The organism is Vibrio frigidus (assembly GCF_042465995.1).
Taxonomy (GTDB): Bacteria; Pseudomonadota; Gammaproteobacteria; order Enterobacterales; family Vibrionaceae; genus Vibrio.
This window is the reverse complement of record NZ_JBCDMC010000008.1, coordinates 319,354-339,568: the sequence shown is the minus strand read 5'-3', so window position 1 is coordinate 339,568 and position 20,215 is coordinate 319,354. Positions and strand designations below refer to the sequence as shown.

At 44.1% G+C, this 20,215-nt stretch carries 20 protein-coding genes; 8 read left to right on the top strand and 12 right to left on the bottom strand.

Annotated elements, in window-relative coordinates; translation table 11 throughout:
• Positions 1 to 385: 385 nt before the first annotated feature.
• From hutU to hutC, 5 genes are all read right to left on the bottom strand, one after another.
• Positions 386 to 2,383, bottom strand: a complete 1,998-nt coding sequence (hutU, locus tag AACW90_RS15925) for a urocanate hydratase (RefSeq protein ID WP_390236314.1) — start codon at positions 2,381 to 2,383, stop codon at positions 386 to 388.
• 1 nt (position 2,384) lies between these two features.
• Positions 2,385 to 3,230: an N-formylglutamate deformylase gene (gene hutG, locus AACW90_RS15920; RefSeq protein ID WP_390236312.1), complete on the bottom strand. Its 846-nt coding sequence runs from the start codon at positions 3,228 to 3,230 to the stop codon at positions 2,385 to 2,387.
• Positions 3,223 to 4,446, bottom strand: a complete 1,224-nt coding sequence (gene hutI / locus AACW90_RS15915) for an imidazolonepropionase (protein ID WP_390236309.1) — start codon at positions 4,444 to 4,446, stop codon at positions 3,223 to 3,225. Before hutI ends, hutG begins: the two co-directional genes overlap by 8 nt.
• Before the next feature lie 2 nt (positions 4,447 to 4,448).
• On the bottom strand, positions 4,449 to 5,993 hold the full coding sequence (gene hutH, locus AACW90_RS15910; RefSeq protein ID WP_390236337.1) for a histidine ammonia-lyase: 1,545 nt from the start codon (positions 5,991 to 5,993) through the stop codon (positions 4,449 to 4,451).
• Positions 5,994 to 6,551: 558 nt separating this feature from the next.
• Positions 6,552 to 7,319 carry a histidine utilization transcriptional repressor HutC gene (gene hutC, locus AACW90_RS15905; protein ID WP_390236307.1) on the bottom strand — a complete coding sequence of 256 codons (768 nt, stop codon included), beginning with the start codon at positions 7,317 to 7,319 and terminating at the stop codon, positions 6,552 to 6,554.
• Between the two features lie 182 nt (positions 7,320 to 7,501).
• On the opposite strand from hutC, the gene AACW90_RS15900 reads away from it, so the two are divergent.
• On the top strand, positions 7,502 to 8,866 hold the full coding sequence (locus AACW90_RS15900) for a formimidoylglutamate deiminase (RefSeq protein ID WP_390236305.1): 1,365 nt from the start codon (positions 7,502 to 7,504) through the stop codon (positions 8,864 to 8,866).
• Positions 8,867 to 8,916: 50 nt separating this feature from the next.
• On the opposite strand, the gene AACW90_RS15895 is transcribed toward AACW90_RS15900, so the two are convergent.
• The 4 genes from AACW90_RS15895 to AACW90_RS15880 all read right to left on the bottom strand — a co-directional run bounded on the left by AACW90_RS15895 (position 8,917) and on the right by AACW90_RS15880 (position 11,652).
• Positions 8,917 to 9,636: an SDR family NAD(P)-dependent oxidoreductase gene (locus tag AACW90_RS15895; RefSeq protein ID WP_390236303.1), complete on the bottom strand. Its 720-nt coding sequence runs from the start codon at positions 9,634 to 9,636 to the stop codon at positions 8,917 to 8,919.
• Positions 9,637 to 9,748: 112 nt separating this feature from the next.
• Positions 9,749 to 10,279 (bottom strand): P-loop nucleotide/nucleoside kinase family protein, encoded by a 531-nt coding sequence (locus AACW90_RS15890; protein ID WP_390236301.1) that lies wholly within the window; start codon positions 10,277 to 10,279, stop codon positions 9,749 to 9,751.
• 52 nt (positions 10,280 to 10,331) lie between these two features.
• Positions 10,332 to 10,751 carry a MarR family winged helix-turn-helix transcriptional regulator gene (locus tag AACW90_RS15885; RefSeq protein WP_390236299.1) on the bottom strand — a complete coding sequence of 140 codons (420 nt, stop codon included), beginning with the start codon at positions 10,749 to 10,751 and terminating at the stop codon, positions 10,332 to 10,334.
• Between the two features lie 151 nt (positions 10,752 to 10,902).
• The gene (locus AACW90_RS15880; RefSeq protein WP_390236296.1) at positions 10,903 to 11,652 is read right to left on the bottom strand and encodes an NAD(P)-dependent oxidoreductase; all 750 of its coding nucleotides are present in this window, start codon (positions 11,650 to 11,652) and stop codon (positions 10,903 to 10,905) included.
• A gap of 108 nt (positions 11,653 to 11,760) precedes the next feature.
• Between AACW90_RS15880 and AACW90_RS15875 the strand changes: the two genes are divergently transcribed.
• Positions 11,761 to 12,657: a LysR family transcriptional regulator gene (locus tag AACW90_RS15875; protein ID WP_390236294.1), complete on the top strand. Its 897-nt coding sequence runs from the start codon at positions 11,761 to 11,763 to the stop codon at positions 12,655 to 12,657.
• Positions 12,658 to 12,802: 145 nt separating this feature from the next.
• Positions 12,803 to 13,237, top strand: a complete 435-nt coding sequence (locus AACW90_RS15870) for a universal stress protein (protein WP_390236292.1) — start codon at positions 12,803 to 12,805, stop codon at positions 13,235 to 13,237.
• Positions 13,238 to 13,550: 313 nt separating this feature from the next.
• Here the strand turns inward: AACW90_RS15870 and AACW90_RS15865 are convergent, their stop codons facing one another.
• The 3 genes from AACW90_RS15865 to AACW90_RS15855 form a co-directional block, all read right to left on the bottom strand.
• Positions 13,551 to 13,946, bottom strand: coding sequence for a GFA family protein (locus AACW90_RS15865; RefSeq protein WP_390236290.1), 396 nt, complete (start codon positions 13,944 to 13,946; stop codon positions 13,551 to 13,553).
• A 142-nt stretch (positions 13,947 to 14,088) separates the two neighbouring features.
• Positions 14,089 to 14,505, bottom strand: a complete 417-nt coding sequence (locus tag AACW90_RS15860) for a GFA family protein (RefSeq protein ID WP_390236288.1) — start codon at positions 14,503 to 14,505, stop codon at positions 14,089 to 14,091.
• Positions 14,506 to 14,657: 152 nt separating this feature from the next.
• The gene (locus AACW90_RS15855) at positions 14,658 to 15,023 is read right to left on the bottom strand and encodes a hypothetical protein (RefSeq protein WP_390236286.1); all 366 of its coding nucleotides are present in this window, start codon (positions 15,021 to 15,023) and stop codon (positions 14,658 to 14,660) included.
• 99 nt (positions 15,024 to 15,122) lie between these two features.
• Between AACW90_RS15855 and AACW90_RS15850 the strand changes: the two genes are divergently transcribed.
• From AACW90_RS15850 to AACW90_RS15830, 5 genes are all read left to right on the top strand, one after another.
• Complete coding sequence (locus AACW90_RS15850; RefSeq protein ID WP_390236283.1) at positions 15,123 to 15,890, top strand: helix-turn-helix transcriptional regulator; 768 nt, start codon at positions 15,123 to 15,125, stop codon at positions 15,888 to 15,890.
• A gap of 454 nt (positions 15,891 to 16,344) precedes the next feature.
• Positions 16,345 to 17,061, top strand: a complete 717-nt coding sequence (locus AACW90_RS15845; protein WP_390236280.1) for an IclR family transcriptional regulator — start codon at positions 16,345 to 16,347, stop codon at positions 17,059 to 17,061.
• Positions 17,062 to 17,234: 173 nt separating this feature from the next.
• Positions 17,235 to 18,197: a Bug family tripartite tricarboxylate transporter substrate binding protein gene (locus AACW90_RS15840; protein WP_390236277.1), complete on the top strand. Its 963-nt coding sequence runs from the start codon at positions 17,235 to 17,237 to the stop codon at positions 18,195 to 18,197.
• A gap of 57 nt (positions 18,198 to 18,254) precedes the next feature.
• Positions 18,255 to 18,701, top strand: coding sequence for a tripartite tricarboxylate transporter TctB family protein (locus AACW90_RS15835; protein ID WP_390236274.1), 447 nt, complete (start codon positions 18,255 to 18,257; stop codon positions 18,699 to 18,701).
• Positions 18,702 to 18,713: 12 nt separating this feature from the next.
• Positions 18,714 to 20,207, top strand: coding sequence for a tripartite tricarboxylate transporter permease (locus tag AACW90_RS15830; RefSeq protein WP_390236272.1), 1,494 nt, complete (start codon positions 18,714 to 18,716; stop codon positions 20,205 to 20,207).
• Positions 20,208 to 20,215: the final 8 nt, after the last annotated feature.

Here is a 20,215-nt window from a genome sequence, read left to right as displayed (position 1 = left end):
TGTTCTTTGACTCATGATACAGGTCTCATTCCAAGGCATAAGCTTCTCCTCTATGAAGCTTACACATTAACACCTGTTACCCATGTGCCCGGTCAGATCTGTTACCTATGTGGGCGGTCAATACCAATACCACCAAGATTCCCGTTTTCACGGGAATGACGAAGTATTTAGTACTAACCGAACAGCATTACATGAAAGTGGAGATCTAATACCACCAAGATTCCCGTTTTCACGGGAATGACGAAGTATTTAGTACTAACCGAACAGCATTACATGAAAGTGGAGATCTAATACCACCAAGATTCCCGTTTTCACGGGAACGGCGGAGTATTTAGCTCTAACTGAACAGCTTTACGTTTGCATGGGGGCAAGCCCCCAAGACACCTTATTTTATAACGCTATCGAGCAATGCATCATCGGCAACGGTTGGGATCGTTACGGTTAACCTAGGCTCGGCGGCCATCGCTCTTTTAATCGCAAAAATAGCGCCATCGTTTCTCGCCCAGCTTCTTCGTGATATGCCGTTATTTACATCCCAGTGGAGCATCGATTTTACTCTTCGGTCGCAATCTCCTGACCCGTCCAGCATCATACCAAAACCACCATTGGTCACTTCGCCCCAGCCAACACCGCCGCCGTTGTGGATACTTACCCAGGTTGCACCACGGAATGAATCACCGATCACGTTGTGAATCGCCATGTCCGCCGTAAATTGTGAGCCGTCATAGATGTTCGACGTCTCTCTATAAGGTGAATCCGTGCCAGATACATCGTGATGATCGCGCCCAAGAATGACGGGAGCTGAGATTATTCCTTGTTTGACGGCGTCATTAAATGCCTCTGCAATCCGCATTCGGCCTTCGGCATCCGCGTATAGAATGCGCGCTTGTGAACCAACAACGAGCTTGTTCTGTTTCGCTTCTCTTATCCAGAGAAGGTTATCGGCGATCTGCTGTTTGATCTCTGAGGGGGCTTCGTTGTACATCGCTTCAAGTACATCACCGGCTATCTTGTCCGTTATGTCGAGGTCTTTTGGATCGGAAGAAGAACAGACCCATCTAAAAGGCCCAAAACCATAGTCAAAACAGAGAGGCCCCATGATGTCCTGAACATAAGAAGGGTACCTAAAGGTTCCATCCTCGTTAATGATATCGGCACCTGCTCGGCCGGATTCAAGTAGGAAAGCGTTGCCGTAATCAAAGAAATACATCCCTTTGGCTGTCAGCTTATTGATCGCATCGACATGCCTTTTAAGTGAAACCTCTACCGCCTTCTTAAATTCCTCGGGCTTACTCGCCATCAACTCGTTGGACTGTTCAAAGCTATACCCAACCGGATAATAGCCACCCGCCCAAGGGTTATGTAGTGATGTCTGATCAGAACCAAGGTCGATGGTAATATCCTCGATAACGAATCGCTCCCAAAGGTCCACGATATTGCCAAGGTAGGCCAAAGAGACCGGGGTTTTTTCTTCCACCGCTCGCTTCACTCTGGCGATCATCTTGTCCATCTCTTCATACACTTCGTCAACCCAACCTTGTTCCAACCTTTTATACGCCGCCTTCGGGTTTACTTCTGCCACGATACCAATGGTTTTGGCGATAACCGCTGCTTTTGGTTGCGCGCCGCTCATTCCACCTAAGCCAGAGGTCACAAAGATAGGAAGCTTGGATTGGTCACGATCTTTTATCATTCGTGCCGCATTCAAAACGGTAATCGTCGTACCATGCACGATGCCTTGCGGGCCAATGTACATAAACGAACCGGCGGTCATCTGCCCATATTGGGTTACCCCTAAGGCATTAAACTTTTCCCAGTCATCGGGTTTGGAATAGTTCGGCACCATCATGCCGTTTGTGACCACGACCCTTGGTGCGTCTTTATGGGAAGGAAATAGCCCCATAGGATGACCAGAATATAAAACCAATGTTTGCTCGTCGGTCATCTCGGCGAGATACTTCATTGTCAGCCGATACTGGATCCAGTTTGAGAAAACAGATCCATTGCCGCCATAGGTAATCAGCTCTTCGGGGTGCTGTGCAATGGCGTTGTCTAGGTTGTTGCTGAGCATGAGCATAATTGCGGCGGCTTGCTTGCATCGGTGCGGAAATTCGTCGATCGATCTAGCGGATATCTCGTAAGACGGCATAAACCGATACATATAGATTCGACCAAAGGTTTCGAGTTCTTGGTAAAATTCTTCTGCGAGTACGGCATGATGTTCAGCTTCAAAATATCTGAGCGCATTCTTGACGGCTAATTTCTTCTCACTTTTCGTCAGAATGTCTTTTCTTTTCGGGGGATGGCTTAGGCTTTCATCCCTCTCTTTTTTTGGTGGAAGAATCTTAGGGATACCCTCTAAAACCATTTCTTGAAAATTCATTTCACTCATCATTGGCCTCGTTTCTGTTCTCATTCTTTAGGGAATACAGTTGTGCCCCTGCCTCTATTAACGCGTTAATCATCTGCTTCAAGAGTGGGCTTATTTGTTGTTTCTTTGCACTATCCATTTGATAGCCTTCGACACTATCTTGTAGGTAGGTCGCTTGAGATAACTCCAACTGTATGGCGTGAATATCCTTGTTTGGTTGGCCAAAAAATCGCGTAATATGCCCGCCCTTAAAGCGACCATTGCAAACATGGCTATAGCCGCTAGCCGCAACGACGTTATTGACGCTTGCTAACAAATGGTCTGAGCAGGCATCACCACCATTGGTACCAAAGTTAAAGTCGGGCAATCGGCCATCAAACAACATCGGTACTTCTGCTGCGATACTGTGGGCATCAAATAAGATGGCATAACCAAACTTGGCCTTAATACGGGCCAGTTCAGAAGCGATTTTTTGATGATAAGGCTGCCAAACCTCGGTTTTTATCTGTTCTTTTCTCGACTCGCTATGCTGACTATCGTCTATAAACACGGGCTGAGCAGAGAATGAAATTTCTGGGAAAAGCCCGGTTGTTTTACTGCTGTATAAGGGCTTGTCATCGACCGGACGATTCAAGTCGATCACATAACGTGAATAGTTAGCGCTGATAACACTGACATTGAGATCGCATAAAAAATCATACAGTTCGGTAACGTACCAGTCGGTATCCGGCAGCGTTTTCGCCTCTTTACTCAGTACCTTGCTCATCTCTGGTAACAAGGACAGGCCCGCATGAGGAATGCTCACCAAAATAGGACTGTCACCTTGAACATAGTGATAAGGATTTTCAATTCTAGACATTACCTACCTCTCCGGATTTGATGCGGGTTTTAACCAAATTGCCACCAAGCCAATAACTGAGTTCGCCGGGGCTTTCAACGTCCCAACAGATAAAATCGGCCACTTTTCCTATCCCGAGTTCGCCATGGGTGTTGGATAAACCAAGTGCTTTCGCGGCGTGAACGGTGGTTCCGGCCAATGCCTCTTCAGGGGTTAGGTCAAAAAGGGTGCAGGCCATATTCATCATCAGTCGCAGTGACAGGACGGGTGAAGTGCCGGGGTTGGCGTCTGTAGCAATGGCTATCGGAACTTGGTACCGACGCAGCAAGTCGATAGGGGGTTTTTGTGTCTCTTTTAGTGTAAAAAAAGCGCCGGGTAATAACACGGCTACAGTGCCATGTTTTGCCATCGCGGCCACGTCTTGCTCGGTGATGTATTCTAAATGGTCGGCGGAAAGCGCCTGATAGCGAGCCGCGAGCGACGCACCACCAAGAGAAGAGAGTTGTTCTGCGTGAAGCTTAACGGGCAACCCAAGCGCCTGCGCGGTAGAAAAGTAACGCTCTACTTGAGCCGGACTGAACCCTATCCCTTCACAAAATGCATCAATGGCGTCGGCAAGCCCCAGCCTATGTATCTCTGGTAAAAGTTCTTCACATAGGTAATCGATATAGTCATCTGGGCGATCGCTATATTCTGGTGGCAGAGCATGGGCAGCTAAACAGGTGGTTCTGATATCAATGGAGTGTTCAACGGCCAATGACCGTGCAACCTGAAGCATCTTACTTTCATGCTCTAGGGATAACCCATAGCCCGATTTAATCTCAAGCGTGGTTACGCCGTCTTTCATTAGCGCGAGCAGCCGACATTTCGCAGAATCAAACAATTGTTGATGGTTCTCTTCACGGGTTGATCTGACCGAAGAAGCAATACCGCCTCCGTTTTCAGACAGGGTTTTGTAGCTGACGCCATTTAATCGTTGTTCAAACTCATTGGCCCGGTTGCCACCAAAGACCAAGTGGGTGTGGCAATCGATGAGCCCTGGCGTAACCCAACCGCCACCAAGATCATGCTCGGACTGGGCTTGATAGGCGGGCAGTTCCGCCTGTTTTCCGATCCAGCTAATACATTGGTTTGTGACCCCCATGGCGGCGTTTTCGATGACCTGATATTGGCCATCAACCATGGTAGCAACATGAAACCCATGCCAGATTGAATCAAATGTGAGTGTGTTGTTCATAGTCACCTCGGGCATTCGCTACTCGGTAATAAACCGACGGGCATAAGGTCGTTGTGGACCGCTTGTATCAACAGGTCATTGGCTTTCTCAATATCAGCAGCGAAGTAACGATCTTTGTCATAAAACGGCACACGAGCGCGAAGCTCTGCTCTTACTTGTTCAAGCCGTTCTGTTGATTTTAGCGGGGCACGAAAATCCAAACCTTGAACCGCAGAGAGTATCTCTACCGCCAGAATACCCCGGGTGTTTTCGGACATGTCTTTCAAGCGGCGAGCCGCGAAGGTCGCCATGGAGACATGGTCTTCTTGATTTGCTGATGTTGGTAAGCTATCGACAGAGGCAGGGTGCGCAAAGGTTTTATTTTCACTCGCCAAGGCGGCGGCGGTTACCTGTGCAATCATAAAGCCAGAGTTAACCCCGCCATTGTTGACAAGGAACGGCGGTAGTTTACTGAGGTTGCTATCGATGAGTAACGCCATACGACGCTCGGATAAGCTGCCAATTTCAGCAATCGCGAGCGCGAGGTTATCCGATGCAAACGCGACAGGCTCAGCATGGAAGTTACCACCGGAAAGGATGTCACCTTCTGCGGCAAAGACCAACGGATTATCCGATACGGCATTGGCCTCGACCAAAAGGGTTTTAGCTGAGTTACGGATCTGGTCTAAGCAGGCACCCATTACCTGTGGCTGACAGCGCAGCGAATAGGGGTCTTGAACTTTTTCGCAATCGACATGTGATTCGCTTAAATCGCTGCTTTCTGTTAGCAGGTGACGATAGGCCTCGGCAACATCAATCTGAGTTTGGTGTCCACGAACCTGATGGATACGGTCATCAAAAGGACGGCGGCTACCGAGTGCGGCTTCAACCGATAATGAACCACACACGACAGCTGATGCAAAAAGGTCTTCAGCATGGAACAAACCTTCAAGGGCAAAGGCGGTAGAGGCTTGGGTGCCATTCAGCAATGCTAACCCCTCTTTTGGTGCTAATGTAATCGGCTCTAAACCAGCAATAGCCAAGGCCGCCTGCCCAGAAATAATTTCACCTTTATAGCGCGCCTGACCTTCACCCAACAATACGGCGCTCATGTGCGCCAAAGGCGCTAAATCGCCAGAGGCACCGACCGACCCTTTTTGTGGGATGCAGGGATACACTTCTTTGTTAATCAGCGTGATAAGTGCTTCGATAACCGATAAACGGATACCAGAAAACCCCCGCGCCAAGCTATTCACCTTAAGCACCATCACCATTTTGACGGTGGCATCGTTCATTAACCTACCAATGCCCGCCGCATGAGATAAAACAATGCTGCGTTGCAAGGTATCGAGGTCTTCTTCGGCTATGCGAGTATTCGCGAGCAAGCCAAAGCCGGTATTGATGCCATAAACCGTGCGGTTTTCTTTAATCACGTCGTTTACGATCTGCGTGCTGGCGTGAATCCCTTCAATCGCGTTCTGATCCAGAGATAATTTTACCGAATTACGACTAATCTCGCGTAGCTCTGGCAAAGTGATTTTTCCAGGATTTATTGTCAATTCGAACATCAGGAACGTCTCCATTACATCTACTGTTTCGTTTTTTTGCTGCATTCATGAGTAACTCCAATTTAGGAATAACAAGATGATGCTACATGTATATACAAGTTACTATAAACAATAAAAGCAAATCCCAAGGAGTGCAAGTTTTTTAAGCAAAGGTAGCGAGTTTTGATCAAGAAAAGCAGGGCGGGTGAACGTTAGGCGTAAGCAAACCATTGTTTATTGCCACTATCGTCCACCAATAATGCCTTTTCGTCACACCCGTGAAAACCTAATGTTGTTCGGTTAATGCTAAATACTTCGTCATTCCCGTGAAAACGGGAATCTTGGTTGTTGTGATACTAGATCCCCATTTTCATGGGGATGACGAAGGGTGGTAGGGATGACGAAGGGTGGCAGGGATGACGAAGGGTGGCAGGGATGACGAAGGGTGGCAGGAATGACGAAGGGTGGCAGGAATGACGAAGGGTGGCAGGAATGACGAAGGGTTATAGAAATGACGGGTACTGGCAGTGATGACGAAAACTGACAGAACTGACGAAGAGGACTGTTTATTAAACGAGTTTACTGTCCAAAATGACCGAATAATTGAAAGCGAGAACCGGGAGATAAAAGCCGCGCGGTTGTGACCAGTTGATCATTAGACCAAGTACGGCGTTTGATCTGCAAACAGGGTTCGCTTATGTCTATCTGTAATAGTTGGCACTCTTCGGGTGTGGCTATTACCGCTTCTACAAGGTGTTCGCCTTCGGTCATGGGGGCCACCTTCATTAGGTAGTCATACGTGGCGTTATGTTGAAATTCCTGCTTATCGTAGTCGGGTGCGAGGGTGGCGTTGACGACACGCTCTTCTATCTGAATCGGCGACTCGTCTTCTAGGTGCAAGATTCGAGCGCGAAAAATGGGGTGATTGGTCCGAACGCCAAGGTTCATCGCCTCTTCCATGTTGGCTTTAGATTGCGTCAATTCTATTAACTCGGCCTTGTGTTGGTGGCCTCGTGCCGCGATTTCCTCGGCAATGTTGTGGACTTCAAACAGACCAGAATGCGCTTTTTTCTTTGGGAGGCTCTTTGCAACGAAGGTTCCGACGCCCTGTTGACGTGCCAATATCCCTTCGCCAGTTAGCTCTCGTAGGGCTCTATTCACCGTCATACGGCTAACACCCAAGGCCTTCACCATTTCAGATTCTGACGGCACTCGCTGATCGGTTTTCCATTCTCCGCTATCAATTTTCGCACAGATGGCTTGTTTAACTCTGGCATAGATGGGCGCTGGAGAATCCTCGATCGATTCCGATAGGCTGTACATCATGCTGGTGGTGGTTTCGACCATAGTTGTGCCTTGTTTGACCTGTGCGTATTGAAGAATAGCAGTGGTTATCGTCTGATTAAATGGAATTATAACCACTATTTCGCATGCATAACAGGTTTTGTATAGCAAATTACACAACTTGTATAGACAAGATTGATTCTGGTACACTGAATTCTATCAAGACAACAATCAAGAGGGTCCTCATGACAAGCCAAGTATATTTTGCTGAGCAAGCTTTCCTTGCAAAAGGATGGGCGAACAACGTTCGTATTGAGGTGCTTGATGGCGTGATACATACGATCACCCAAGATACGAAAGCCGATGAGGCGATTCGATTAACTGGCCCTACGCTACCCACCATGGCGAACCTTCATTCCCACGCCTTTCAACGTGCGATGGCTGGAATGGCAGAGGTGAGCCTAAATCCAAACGACAGCTTTTGGAGCTGGCGTGACCTTATGTATAAGATGGTGCAAAAACTGACGCCGGATGATGTTGGTATCATCGCGACCCAGCTGTATATCGACCTATTAAAGGCGGGCTACAGTCAGGTGGCAGAGTTTCACTATCTGCATCATCAGAACTCTGGTCAACCCTATAGCCAAAAAGAAGAAATGGCGCAGCAGCTTATTCAATCAGCCAATACCGCCGGATTAGGGCTAACTTTGTTGCCGGTACTTTATAGCCATTCGGGTTTTGGGGGGCAATCGGCCAGTGCTGGACAGGCCCGATTTATCAATACGACCGACCAATACCTGTCTATTCATCAAGGTTGTCAAAAAATAGTGGCGAATCATGACCTACACCAAATCGGTGTCTGTTTTCACTCCTTACGAGCGGTAACACAGGACCAAATCCACGATGTGTTGGCCGAAACTCCGGATAACATGCCGATACATATCCATATTGCAGAGCAGCAAAAAGAAGTACAAGACTGTTTAGGGTGGAGTGGTCAGCGCCCCGTGCAGTGGTTAGTGAACGAAATTGGCCTAGATGAAAGATGGTGTTTGGTGCACGCCACACACCTAAGCAATGAAGAGATGATGTCGATTGCCCAGCATCACGCGGTCGCAGGGTTGTGCCCTACGACGGAAGCGAACTTAGGTGATGGGTTGTTTCCTGCGGCTGAATTTATGCGCGAGAAAGGGCGTTGGGGGATAGGTTCAGATAGTCATGTGAGCTTATCGATAGCCGATGAATTACGCACATTAGAATATGGCCAGCGTCTACGAGATCAGCAACGCAATAGGTTGTATAACCCGCAGCAAAATCATGTTGGCGATTTTCTATTTCAACAGGCACAACAAGGTGGTAATCAGGCGTCGAATGTAAAACTGGGATTGGCTGTCGGTCACCGAGCCGACTTTATGGTACTTGATCATCAGCATCCTTTTATCGCCGCCAGTAAAAGTGAAGATATCATTAATCGTTGGATTTTTGCGTGTAACGAGAACCTTATTCGCCATGTTTATGTGGCAGGCAAACCTGTGATCAGTGATTTTAGACATGTCCAAGAAGACCAAGCCAACCAAGATTTTACGGCCTTGCTGAAGCGCTTATTTAAGTAATCGGTGTGGGCGATGATGTTGAATCTGGTAAAAGTGGTTCACCACGATGATTAGGGCTCAATTTCCTCGCCATCCCATGCGAAGCATTTCCCGCTGTCGGTTGGGGTTAGGTTTGCGACGACGTTGAGCAATGATGCGGCCGAGAACGCAGGCGTGAATAACTTGTCTTCTGGTACGTTATGCTTAAATGGCTCAGACAAATGGCTGTTCACTGTTCCGGGATGCAGAGTAACAACGATTGCTTGTTTGTTGCTTCTGCCTATCTCAATCGAGGCGCTTTTGATAAGCATATTTAGCGCGGCTTTAGACGCCCGATAAGCATACCAACCACCAAGCCGATTATCAGAGATGCTGCCCACCCGCGCCGAAAGTACCGCAAATATCGTGCGATGTTTACGATTCAGCTTGGGTAAAAAATACTTGGCGACAAGCGCAGGCTGAATGGTATTCACCTGAAATAGGCGCTGGAAATTGTGCTCCGATAGATCCATAAGGCACTTTTCCGGTTTGAGCTCACCGTCATGTAAAATGCCTGTCGCAACAATGACCATATCAAGGGGAACGGCTTTCGACGCCAACAAAGCGGCTTGTTGAATGGAATCTTCTCTTTCATAATCGATGGAATGACAGCGTAGATTATCGGTTTCTTCTGCCGTGTGATGTCGAGAGAAAGCGTGGATAATGGCATTCGGGTGTAGACTTGATAACTGCTGCATCAATGCACTTCCAATAGCACCTGAACTGCCAATGATTGCAATGTTGTTGACCATCGTTTTCCCTAAAGATTCGTTTTCCTTAAGTATCAATACGAGTGTTCTCTAACAATCGATCACCTTCTTTGCGTTTTATAGCAGCATGCGGCAGTAGATAATGCCGACGTTATTATGGTGACGTCCTTGGAAGTTTGTTTTCACTGGTATCAATGACCGTTGAATAGATCAACTCCGCGTCACTTGGTTCTTCAAACATGGCGTTTGCTATCTCAAACATTTGTGGAGATACCGAGAAACTGAAGGTATTGCCGGTTTCTGTATTTCGCTTTATCACTCGAGACTGACGTGTGGCGAGATCGGTAGTTAAGAAATAAAAATGTTTTTCAACATTCAACTCTTCGCTCAAGGTGTTGATTCTTTCTCGGTCGGCTATTTTTAGTAACCCTAGGTCAAAAATCACATTATATCCTAAGCTTATCGACTGCTTAGCGACCGACCATATTTGGTTTTCACACCTGGTAACTCGCTCAAATGTCCAATTAAGCTCAGGCATACCATTCATGTCATCGAAATAAAGCGTTTTAAACCATTCGTCGATGGAAAAAATCATGGCGTTGTGTTGCTTCGCTAACTGTTGAGCAAACGTACTTTTACCGGCCCCAATAGGACCAAATATAATATGTATGTTACTTTTATTCATAATAGATTTACCTTACCAACATCGTTTAAAAACGAATGAGCTTTAGCGATAATTACTTTATTTTGTTGTTTAGTTCGCTGAGCAGTTGCAGTTCTTTCTTCGAAAACAGAGAGAATGCAGATTGAGCGGTGTGTTCAACCGCGACGGAGGCATCCTGAAATAGCTGCTCGCCAGCCGAAGAAAGGCGGACCAAACTTTGCCGTGCATCCCTTGGGTTGCTCTCTTTTACCACAATGTGAATCTTTTCCATTGGCGCTAAAAGACGAGTAATGCCAGACGCGGTTAAACCAATATTGTTTGCTAATTGAATTCTGCTCATGACCATCCCTTCAGCACTGTGTAGGTGGTACATAATGGTATACTCGGTAAAGCTGATACCATGTGGGCTTAAGCAAGAGTCCACCTTTTTGTTTAATGTTGAACTGATAAACGAATGCTCGATTAAAAGGTTGGATTGTGGCATTAAAGACATAATTATTACCTTGTGTAGTCGTTGATTAATAATTGAATAGTAGTTGATTAGTCAAGTATATATCAAGGTAATGAAACGTCAACAATTGATTGTATTGGTATGACTACATCGCACTTTTTATCCGGTAATTGTTGGATTTGGTCGCGTAGAGTCATACGCGATTATAAATAACCGGCATCTTTCCCTTCCACTGATCCCATAGAACCTCATCACTGATCAGATTAAACATGAAATTGGCGACGTTTATACGGCTGGTTTTACCCGCGTCAAAAATGACATTCCTAAGCGGCGAGTTATGTAACTCGTATCGGCTGACAAAGGGTTCGTCTGTCAGGCTGTCTGGACGAACCACAACCCATTCAAAATGTTTATGTTGTTGGCCTATTTGAAGGCGAAGAAAGTCGGCCGCTTTTTCGTTATCGAGGTGTGGGGGCAGTACCCAACGTAGTGCAGAAATAACCATCCTTTGCGAAACGGGGGGCTTCTCGGGGATATCGTCATTGCTATTGCCTGTTGTATTCATAAGGATAAACTTTACCTCATGCTCTAGCGTCATTGTCTCTAGTGTATTGGCCACTTTTGTGACGGCATCGGTGACAAGTTTTCTCGGCTGGCCAAACATCCCCTTGGCAGTGAGGTTATGACCCAAACACGATATAACGGCGTTGCACGACTCAAGATGGACCGCAAGTTCATCGGTTGGCAGCATAGAGATGTCGGCCTTTATAACCTGTAAAAGTGCTTGTGAATGCAATTGTAAGGAGGATTGCTCGTTAAACGATTCCGGCAGTGCGCTTTCAGCGCGGACAATGGCCGTCACGTTGATACCTTTCTCAAGACACTGTTGTACCACTAACTGACCCGTTGCGCCGCTGGCCCCTAACACTAATACTGTTTTCATTGTGTCCTCCTGATTATTGTGGGTTCTTTACTATTTCAGATGGCGATCGTAACACTCGCCATGTAGGATAGGTATGTCGATATAAACACAACAGGTATGCATTTACGTATGGATTGGCAATCGATTAATTTTGACTGGAATAGGGCTCGTGCCTTTTTAGTCACCGCAGAAGAGGGCTCTTTCTCTGCTGCTGCACGGGCTTTAAAGATGACGCAGCCGACACTTGGCCGCCAAGTTACTGCGCTAGAGCAGGAGTTGGGTATTGTGCTGTTTGAACGTGTCGGACAGGGGCTTATTCTTACCCCCGGGGGGTTAGAGCTTCTTGACCATATTCGGGCAATGGGGAATGCCGCTAACCTCGCATCGCTTACCGCCTGTGGCATATCACAAAACATTGAAGGGACAATCTGTATCAGCGCCAGCGAGGTTCACGCGGCATTTTGGTTGCCCAAGATCATTGCAAAGCTGCGCAAACAACACCCGCAGATTCGCATAGAGATTATATCTACCAACAAAACCAGCGACCTAATGCGCCGAGAGGCAGACATTGCCATTCGGAACTTTCGTCCTACGCAACCGGAGTTGATTGCGAGAAAGATAAAGGAAGTGGCGGCTCGTTTTTACGCTACGCCCGCCTATCTTAATGAGTTGGGTAATCTAAGCTGTCTTGATGATCTAAATAAGGCCAGTTACATCAGCTTCGACCGCAGCGGAATGTTGATCAAAGAGCTTAATAGTCGGGGCTTACATCTTACGCATGATAATTTTCCTATCATCAGTGAAAACTACATTACACACTGGGAGCTAGTAAAACAGGGCTTAGGCATTGGTATCATGCCCGAGAATATCGGTGACTCGGAACCGTTGGTAGAAAGGGTGCCAACTGAATTAGACCCGTTTGTTTTTCCGATATGGCTGACCACGCACCGAGAGCTCAATACCAGCCGCCGAGTGAGAGTGGTGTTTGATTTTATTGCCGCTGAGCTTTTGGATTTTCTGGAGTAGTATTCACGTTGTTTTTGGGTGTCAAATCTTGTTTTACTGAACATCAGAAAAATGCGAATTCACGAACAAAATCAAACGTTCCGTAGTGGTACTCTACTTCATGTAATCACGATATTTCGTATCAACAGATTGAGGAAGTAGCCGCATGTATAAACACATTCTAGTTGCCGTAGAGCTTTCAGACGAAAGTGACTCACTCATTGACAAGGCGGCGGTTTACGCCAAAAAGTTTAACGCCGATGTCTCACTGATTTATATTGATAGCACCCACGGGGAAATTTACACCGAATTTTTCGACATGAACTTGTCGGAGAGTAAGTCAAACGTTTCGGAAAAAACCAACCGTTACTTCGAACGTTTTATTAGCCGTTCGGAAGTACCGATTAAGGTGGCATTAGTTGGGACAGGCAATATAAGTAACAAACTCCCTGATGTGATAGAAAAACATGAAATTGACTTACTGATATGCGGCCATCACCACGATTTTTGGAGTCACTTTATTTCGACGTCTCGCCAATTAATTAATACCAGTTTAGTGGATATTTTGGTGCACCCTATTGTAGAGAAGAAAGGGCAGTAGGGGTTTTCTCGTTCCCACGCTTCGGCGTGGGAATACATATGTAACTAAAAGATGATAAACCCCATACAGCCCATCCGTTTTATTCGCTTAATTAAATAGTTAAGCGCGGTTTTCATGAGTAGATAACCGAGTTATCCATGATGCTATCTTTGCTCTTTAGATAATCAAGCAGAACCACTATTTCCCTTCTGAACCGAATTTCAACAGCCTTCAATGCGAGCTCATGACGATAGGCTTCTCTGTCTATGTTTAGATTTTGGTGCCGAAAAAAGAGCTAAAGCACCAATGGAGTCGCCAAAACAGAATTTTTTTATTACTCGTGTGTGTGTTCATGAAATTGTTTTGCGTTATCGCCGATTTTTAACCAACTTGGTTTTTCAGAAACAAATTCATGAAATTTGTTTTCGATTTCCAACTCAGTATCTATACAGTGTGCGTTTATTGGAAAAGAGTCCATTTTCGATAGAACTTCACCAAGTGAAGTACCACAGACCGAACAAAAACATCGGTCATATTCATACGGTGGTTCAGCCTTAAAGGTCGTTATTTTTTCTCGGCCAGCAGTAATCTTAAATTGATCAGATTTGACAAAAACCAACGAGCTTGCCCCGACTTTACGGCAGCGACTACAATGGCAAGTCCCCATCATACTGGGTTCTTCTGCCAACTCGAATTGAACCGACTCACAACAACAGCTTCCCTTAATCATCTTGACTCCTTTGAAAAGTATTACTTGTATTGCATGACTTAATGGATAGATACACGATGACATCAATATTGAAATAACGGAGTTTGATAGCTCCGCTATAACACGATCAACTCATCCTTTTTTAAAGCACTAATTTTTGTATTTACACTTTATCTGCAAAATAGGCCATTATCTCTGCGGTGGTCATCTCTTTCGTTTCATTTGAAAAACAATAATAACTTGGCCTCATGTCACTGAAATACTGCATATCCATTTCCAATCCATTTAAGTTCGGAAACAGACCAACTGGCATGTTGTACTCGCCCGTTGCGTTAAGTTTATAAAAAAGATGAGTCCCACATTCGGAACAAAAACCTCTCGACGCCCATGATGACGATTCGTACATTTTGACGAAGTCAGTACCTTCGACTTCTACTTTTGAACCACATTTCACAGCAAAGAATGGTGCTCCGCCCCATGTTCTACATGATTGGCAATGGCACACAGTAAATTTAGGGTTTACTTCCTCTGCAATAATTTTTACCGAGCCACATAGGCAGCTAGTTTCTGAATGAGACATTAACGTCACACCTTATTAATTGATTTATAGTTTCTTATTTCTTCTATAGACAGATTACGGAGATACATACCTAAAGGCGCGTTTTCTACTTAGAAGATATAAAGCCAACAACGGGAAACCCTGCACTGGTCATTATCCCATCATTTAATGGCTTATTCGGCTTCTATGTGTCCTATAGATTGATAGTGTGAAAAAATCGAATTTTCCATATCCATTTTAGAAAAAATTTGTCGTGCTTTTGGGTTTTCCATCGCCTTTAAGGTTGCAGATTGGGCAAGTTCCGCGTTCTCCCAAACAACAATATCGGTCCAACGATTAAGCTCTTTACTATAAAAATAACTACGACTCTGAAAACCATCAAAATGTTTTACTACTGAATTTAAACTCTCCATTGCTTCTTGCTGTTCTTGATAATTAACGCCGTCAATAAACTTAGTGTTTACAATCTCAAATGTGGACGCTGCGCTAACAGAAGAGGCCAAAATTGCCGCGGTAAAACCTGTCGTAAGTGTTTTCATGTCTACTTTCCTTATTTAGACTTTCTAATAATTTGGTTAAGAAACGTTCATTACTCAGAGCCTATGCATTGGCTCTGTCTCAACCAGAAATGAAGTGTTATGCTAACGATAAATAAGACACTGAATGGCATATTTATATTGCGCAGCTTTCAAAATAGGCAAGAAAGGCTAGTTCACATTATTGGTCTATTAGAAAACAAAAATCTATGGACAGCTAGAGAACTAGCCAATTCATTAGGTGTTTCAATGAGAAGTATCTCACGAGATATTTCTTTGTTACGTCAACAAGGTTACGATATTGAAGCAGAGCGTGGTGCAGGAGGCGGGATAGAACTGAGAGGTATGGCTCGCCCTCCTAAGTTTTTTTTGAGTGATGAAGAAATTTTAAATACCTTGATGGCACTCGCACTAACCGAATCACTTAACTGCCCCATATTGGGAGACACCATATCGAGTGTGAAAAATAAGCTCACTTTTTTTCTAAACGATGAACAGAGAAAACGCATTAACCTCTTACGGCAACGCGTACTGGTAGGTAGTATCGCTTCCAACCCAGTTGCTAATACAGTAATGAATACCTATTCCCCTTTTTTAAAGGACGTTAGCCAAGCATTTATACAGCAGCAAAAACTCTCCATTGGCTACATTTCAGAAAAAGGGATAAAAACCAAAAGGCGGATTGAACCCCAGTATATATTGCTTAATTGGCCCGCATGGTATCTTTTAGGTTGGGACGAACTGAGAGCAGCACCGAGATTGTTTCGAATCGATAGAATTACCGAGGCCATTATTGAAAAAGAGCGTTTTCGCCTTAGAAGCTCCCGAGGTTTACTCAGTGATTTTGGGGATTGTTTCTATAGTATGTAGCGGCTCTAGTTTCCAAAATCAGCAAATGTGGAGTGGGCGCTTTAAGTCGAATTTTCTGTTGATCTGTCTTTAAAAAACAAGCCAAATGGATTACCTGACTTTTGTCGACGTTGATACAAAACAGTAATGGTTAGTAACAACGCTAAAAACTATGCAAAAACTTTCATAGGACACGCCGCTTAACAGTCTTATGTTAGTGACCGAATTCACCTTACCACTACAGGTGTTATACCTACCAATGTTAAAGCCTTGAATAAGATCATAGAACTAGTTACGTCTATCTGAAACCAACAACTTTGGCGTATGAAAAAGATCTGCCTTTTAAACGATCTTTGTTATATTCCCACTCAGTGGGAATATAATCTCACAGAATGGAAATGAGGCGACGGTCACAGTTAGGAAGACAGTAAAATTTTATATTAGCGTCGTTGATAGTTTGATTAGAAGAACAGTTATGAGTCAGAACCAGTCAGTCGTGAAAGCGATTAACATTATTGATGCCGTTGCAATGGGGGATCGTAACCTTAAAGCAATTTCTGAAAGAGTTAATATACCGAGCTCCACGGTTCATCGAATGCTACAAACGCTGATCTCTCTGCATCTCATTCGTGATGTGAAAGGTATTGGTTTTACTTTAGGCACGAAACTCATCACGTTGGGAAATATTGCAACTCAATCAATGCCCCTGAAACACTTAGCTAGACCATTTTTGGAAGAACTGAAAAACCTGACGAATGACACGGTTCATCTAGGGATTAAAGATGAAGACCAAATTTTTTATCTAGATAAAATTCCAGGAAATCGAACCATTCAATTACGCTCTAAAGTTGGAGACCGCCTTCCAATAGCAGCAACTGGAATTGGTAAGTCATTAATGATTGATATGCCTAAAACTGAATGGCATCGACTAATTCAAGAACAGATACCGAATAAATTTGATGATATGTTACTGAGAATGGAACGTTATTCACAAGGCGATTATAGTTTTGACTTAGAAGATAACGAAGATTTTGTTCGATGTGTAGCTGCTCCTATTCGTAATAAGAATGGTAATATTATTGCGGCTATTTCAGTGACTAGTATAAAAGATTACATGGATGATTATCGTATGAATGAATTAATACCTATCATTCAAAGCTATAGTAAGAGTATTTCTAAGCAACTTAATTAGATTAGAAGCAGTTTAATAATCTTCACCAGAACAAATAAATTAATTAAATTATAACCAATCAATCTTAGTCGTTTTATTAATGTCGAAAATTAATTAAAAAACCATATATAAATCTATATGGTTCCCGTTACGAGGCTAAAGAAGCTTCTCCTTAATGTAATAAGGTTAATACAATGAAAAAAATATTTAAAAATGTATTGATGTCTGCTGTTATCGCGAGCACATCTATCGCTACTACAGCTGGTGCAACTTCAACATATCCTGACGCGCCTGTAAAAGTGATTGTTCCATACTCTGCGGGTGGTGGTTCAGATAGTGTAAGCCGTGCCCTTGTTGAAGCTATTAAAGATAAGTTCCCAGAAGGTATCGCAGCAGAGAACCGTACGGGTGGTGCTGGCGCTATTGGTATGTCTTATGCTCAAAATAGTAAGCCTGATGGTCGTACTATAGGTATGGTTGCCCCTGAACTTGTGATGCTTCCGCACCAAGGTTACGGCGCTAGCCTTGATTATAAAAAACTAACGCCTCTTGCAATTGTAAACTCTGGCTATGCGGCAATTACTGTACCAGCAGACTCTCCATATAAAACCCTAGAAGACCTTGTCAAAGACTCTAGAGAGAACAACCTATTGTTTGGTAACTCTGGTACAGGCAGCATTTGGCACCTTGCTGGTGCAGGTTTAGAAGTAAAAGCAGACACACAATTTACTCACGTCCCTTACAAAGGTTCTTCTGCTGCAATCACCGCCCTACTTGGTAGCCACTTAGACGCTGTTTCAGTTTCATATGCAGAAGTTGCTGCACAAGTGGAAGCGGGAAAATTACGCTCACTAGCAGTTCTAGCGCCTAACCGTTTAAAAGATGCACCAAACGTTCCAACTGCACAGGAACTTGGTTACGATGTAGTGATTGGTACGTGGCGTGGTTTCATGGTTCCTAAAGGAACGCCACAATCAACGGTTGATTTCCTAACTGATGCAATTTTAGAGGCAGTGGAGACCGACACATTCAAAACATTTATGGCAAACACGAACAATGATATCGAAGTAATTAAATCAGATGAGTTTGCTAAGAAACTAGAACGTGAAGACATCTTCTTTAAAGAACTTATTACGAAACTAAAGCTGAACCAGTAAATACCTGAGAGGCTTATTCATTAACGAATAAGCCTCATCAACTTGAGAACGATAATTATGCGTAAAGCCCATTTAACTTCAGCGATAATATTTATTTTATTTGCTGTAACTGCTTTATATTTTTCTAATGACTTGCCAGCCTCTCGCAGAGGGATACCCGGTCCGGCTGTATGGCCAATTCTTATTTCCTGTGCCATTTTGGCTTCTGGTGTTATTTTTTTAATTAAAACTTTTGGAAGTAAAGTTAGCGAACCATTAGAACTCTTGAATAATGATAATGTAAGAGTTTATATGACAATGGGGGTTCTTGTCTTTTATTTTATTTGTATGAATATAGTCGGCTTTGTAGTGAGCTCGTTAGCGTTAACTTTTGGTTTATTTACTTGGTACGGTAACTTCCCACTTATTAAACGAGTGTTATTTTCATGCGCCATTGTTGGTATGGTTTATGGTGTATTTAACTACGCACTAAATGTGCCATTCCGTTTTGGAATTTTATTCTAAGGTTTATTTAAAATGTTAATTGAAGCATTAGACTTGGTGCTACAACCAAGCGTCATTTTATATCTTCTGGTGGGCGTAGCTGGTGGTATGTGTATTGGCTGCCTACCGGGATTAACAACCACGATGGGTGTTGCACTTGTGCTGCCTTTAACTTTCGGAATGGAAGCGGTTCCAAGTATTCTTTTGTTAATTGGTGTGTACGTGGGTGCAGTGTATGGTGGTTCTTTATCCGCGATACTGCTTAATACACCAGGAACACCTGCGTCAGCCGCTACCGCTCTTGATGGGTATAAAATGGCTTCGCGAGGCGAGGCAGGTAGAGCACTTGGTATTTCTACTATCAGCTCTTTTATTGGAGGAATAATTAGTTGTGTTTTCCTCATTTTAATCGCTCCAATTTTAGCCGAATTTGCTTTAAAGTTCAGTGCACCAGAATTCTTTATGTTGGCCGTGTTTGGTCTGTGTATTATCTCATCAATATCAGGTAAGTCTCTGTTCCTTGGTTTGATCAGTGGCTTCCTTGGTATGTTTATCGCCACTATCGGACTTGATGATATTACGAGTAACCTCCGTTTCACTTTTGACAATGTTAACCTGTATTCAGGAGTCAATTTCATTCCTGTCATGATTGGCCTTTTTGCAATGTCTCAAGCATTCATTGGTGTTGAAGAAATCAATGTAAAAAGTAAAGCCACAGGAAAAATTAAACGTGTTCTTCCAAAAGGTTCAGACTGGAAGGTCATCATTAAAACTAGCATCCCATTTGGTAGCTTAGGTGCATTTGTAGGTACGATTCCGGGAGTCGGTGCCGATATCGCTTCATTCATTGCCTATGGACAAGCGAAAAGTATTTCAAAAACCCCAGAAGAATTCGGTAAAGGATCACCTGAAGGGATTTCAGCTCCAGAATCTGCAAACAATGGTGTAACAGGTGGTGCGTTAATTCCGATGCTATGTCTTGGCGTTCCGGGTGATGCTGTAGCGGCAATTATGATTGGTTCTTTAACGGTTCAGGGTATTCAACCGGGTCCACTGCTATTCCAAAACGATGCATCAACGGTTTATGCCATTTTTATTGGTTTATTGATCGCTAATGTTTTCATGCTAATCCTAGGTTTGAGCTCAGTTCGACTTTTTACAAAGGTTCTTTCTGTCCCTAAACCAGTATTAGTTCCAACCATCATGCTGTTGTGTTTTGTCGGTAGTTACGCTCTAAATAACAACATGTTTGATGTTATCGTGATGCTGTTTTTCGGCATTGTGGGTTACTTCTTCCAAAAACTCGATATATCAGCTTCTCCTGTAATTTTAGGTCTGATATTGGGTCCAATGGCGGAAAGTAACTTTAGACGTGCTCTGCTTATGTCTCGTGGAGATTATTCGACATTCTTGTCAACCGGAATTTGCTGGATTTTCTTTACTCTTATTGTCGTTTCACTGTTATTTCCGATAATTAAAAGTAGAGTGGTAAAGAAGAAACAAAACAACATAAATACAATGGTTTAGAGAGAATT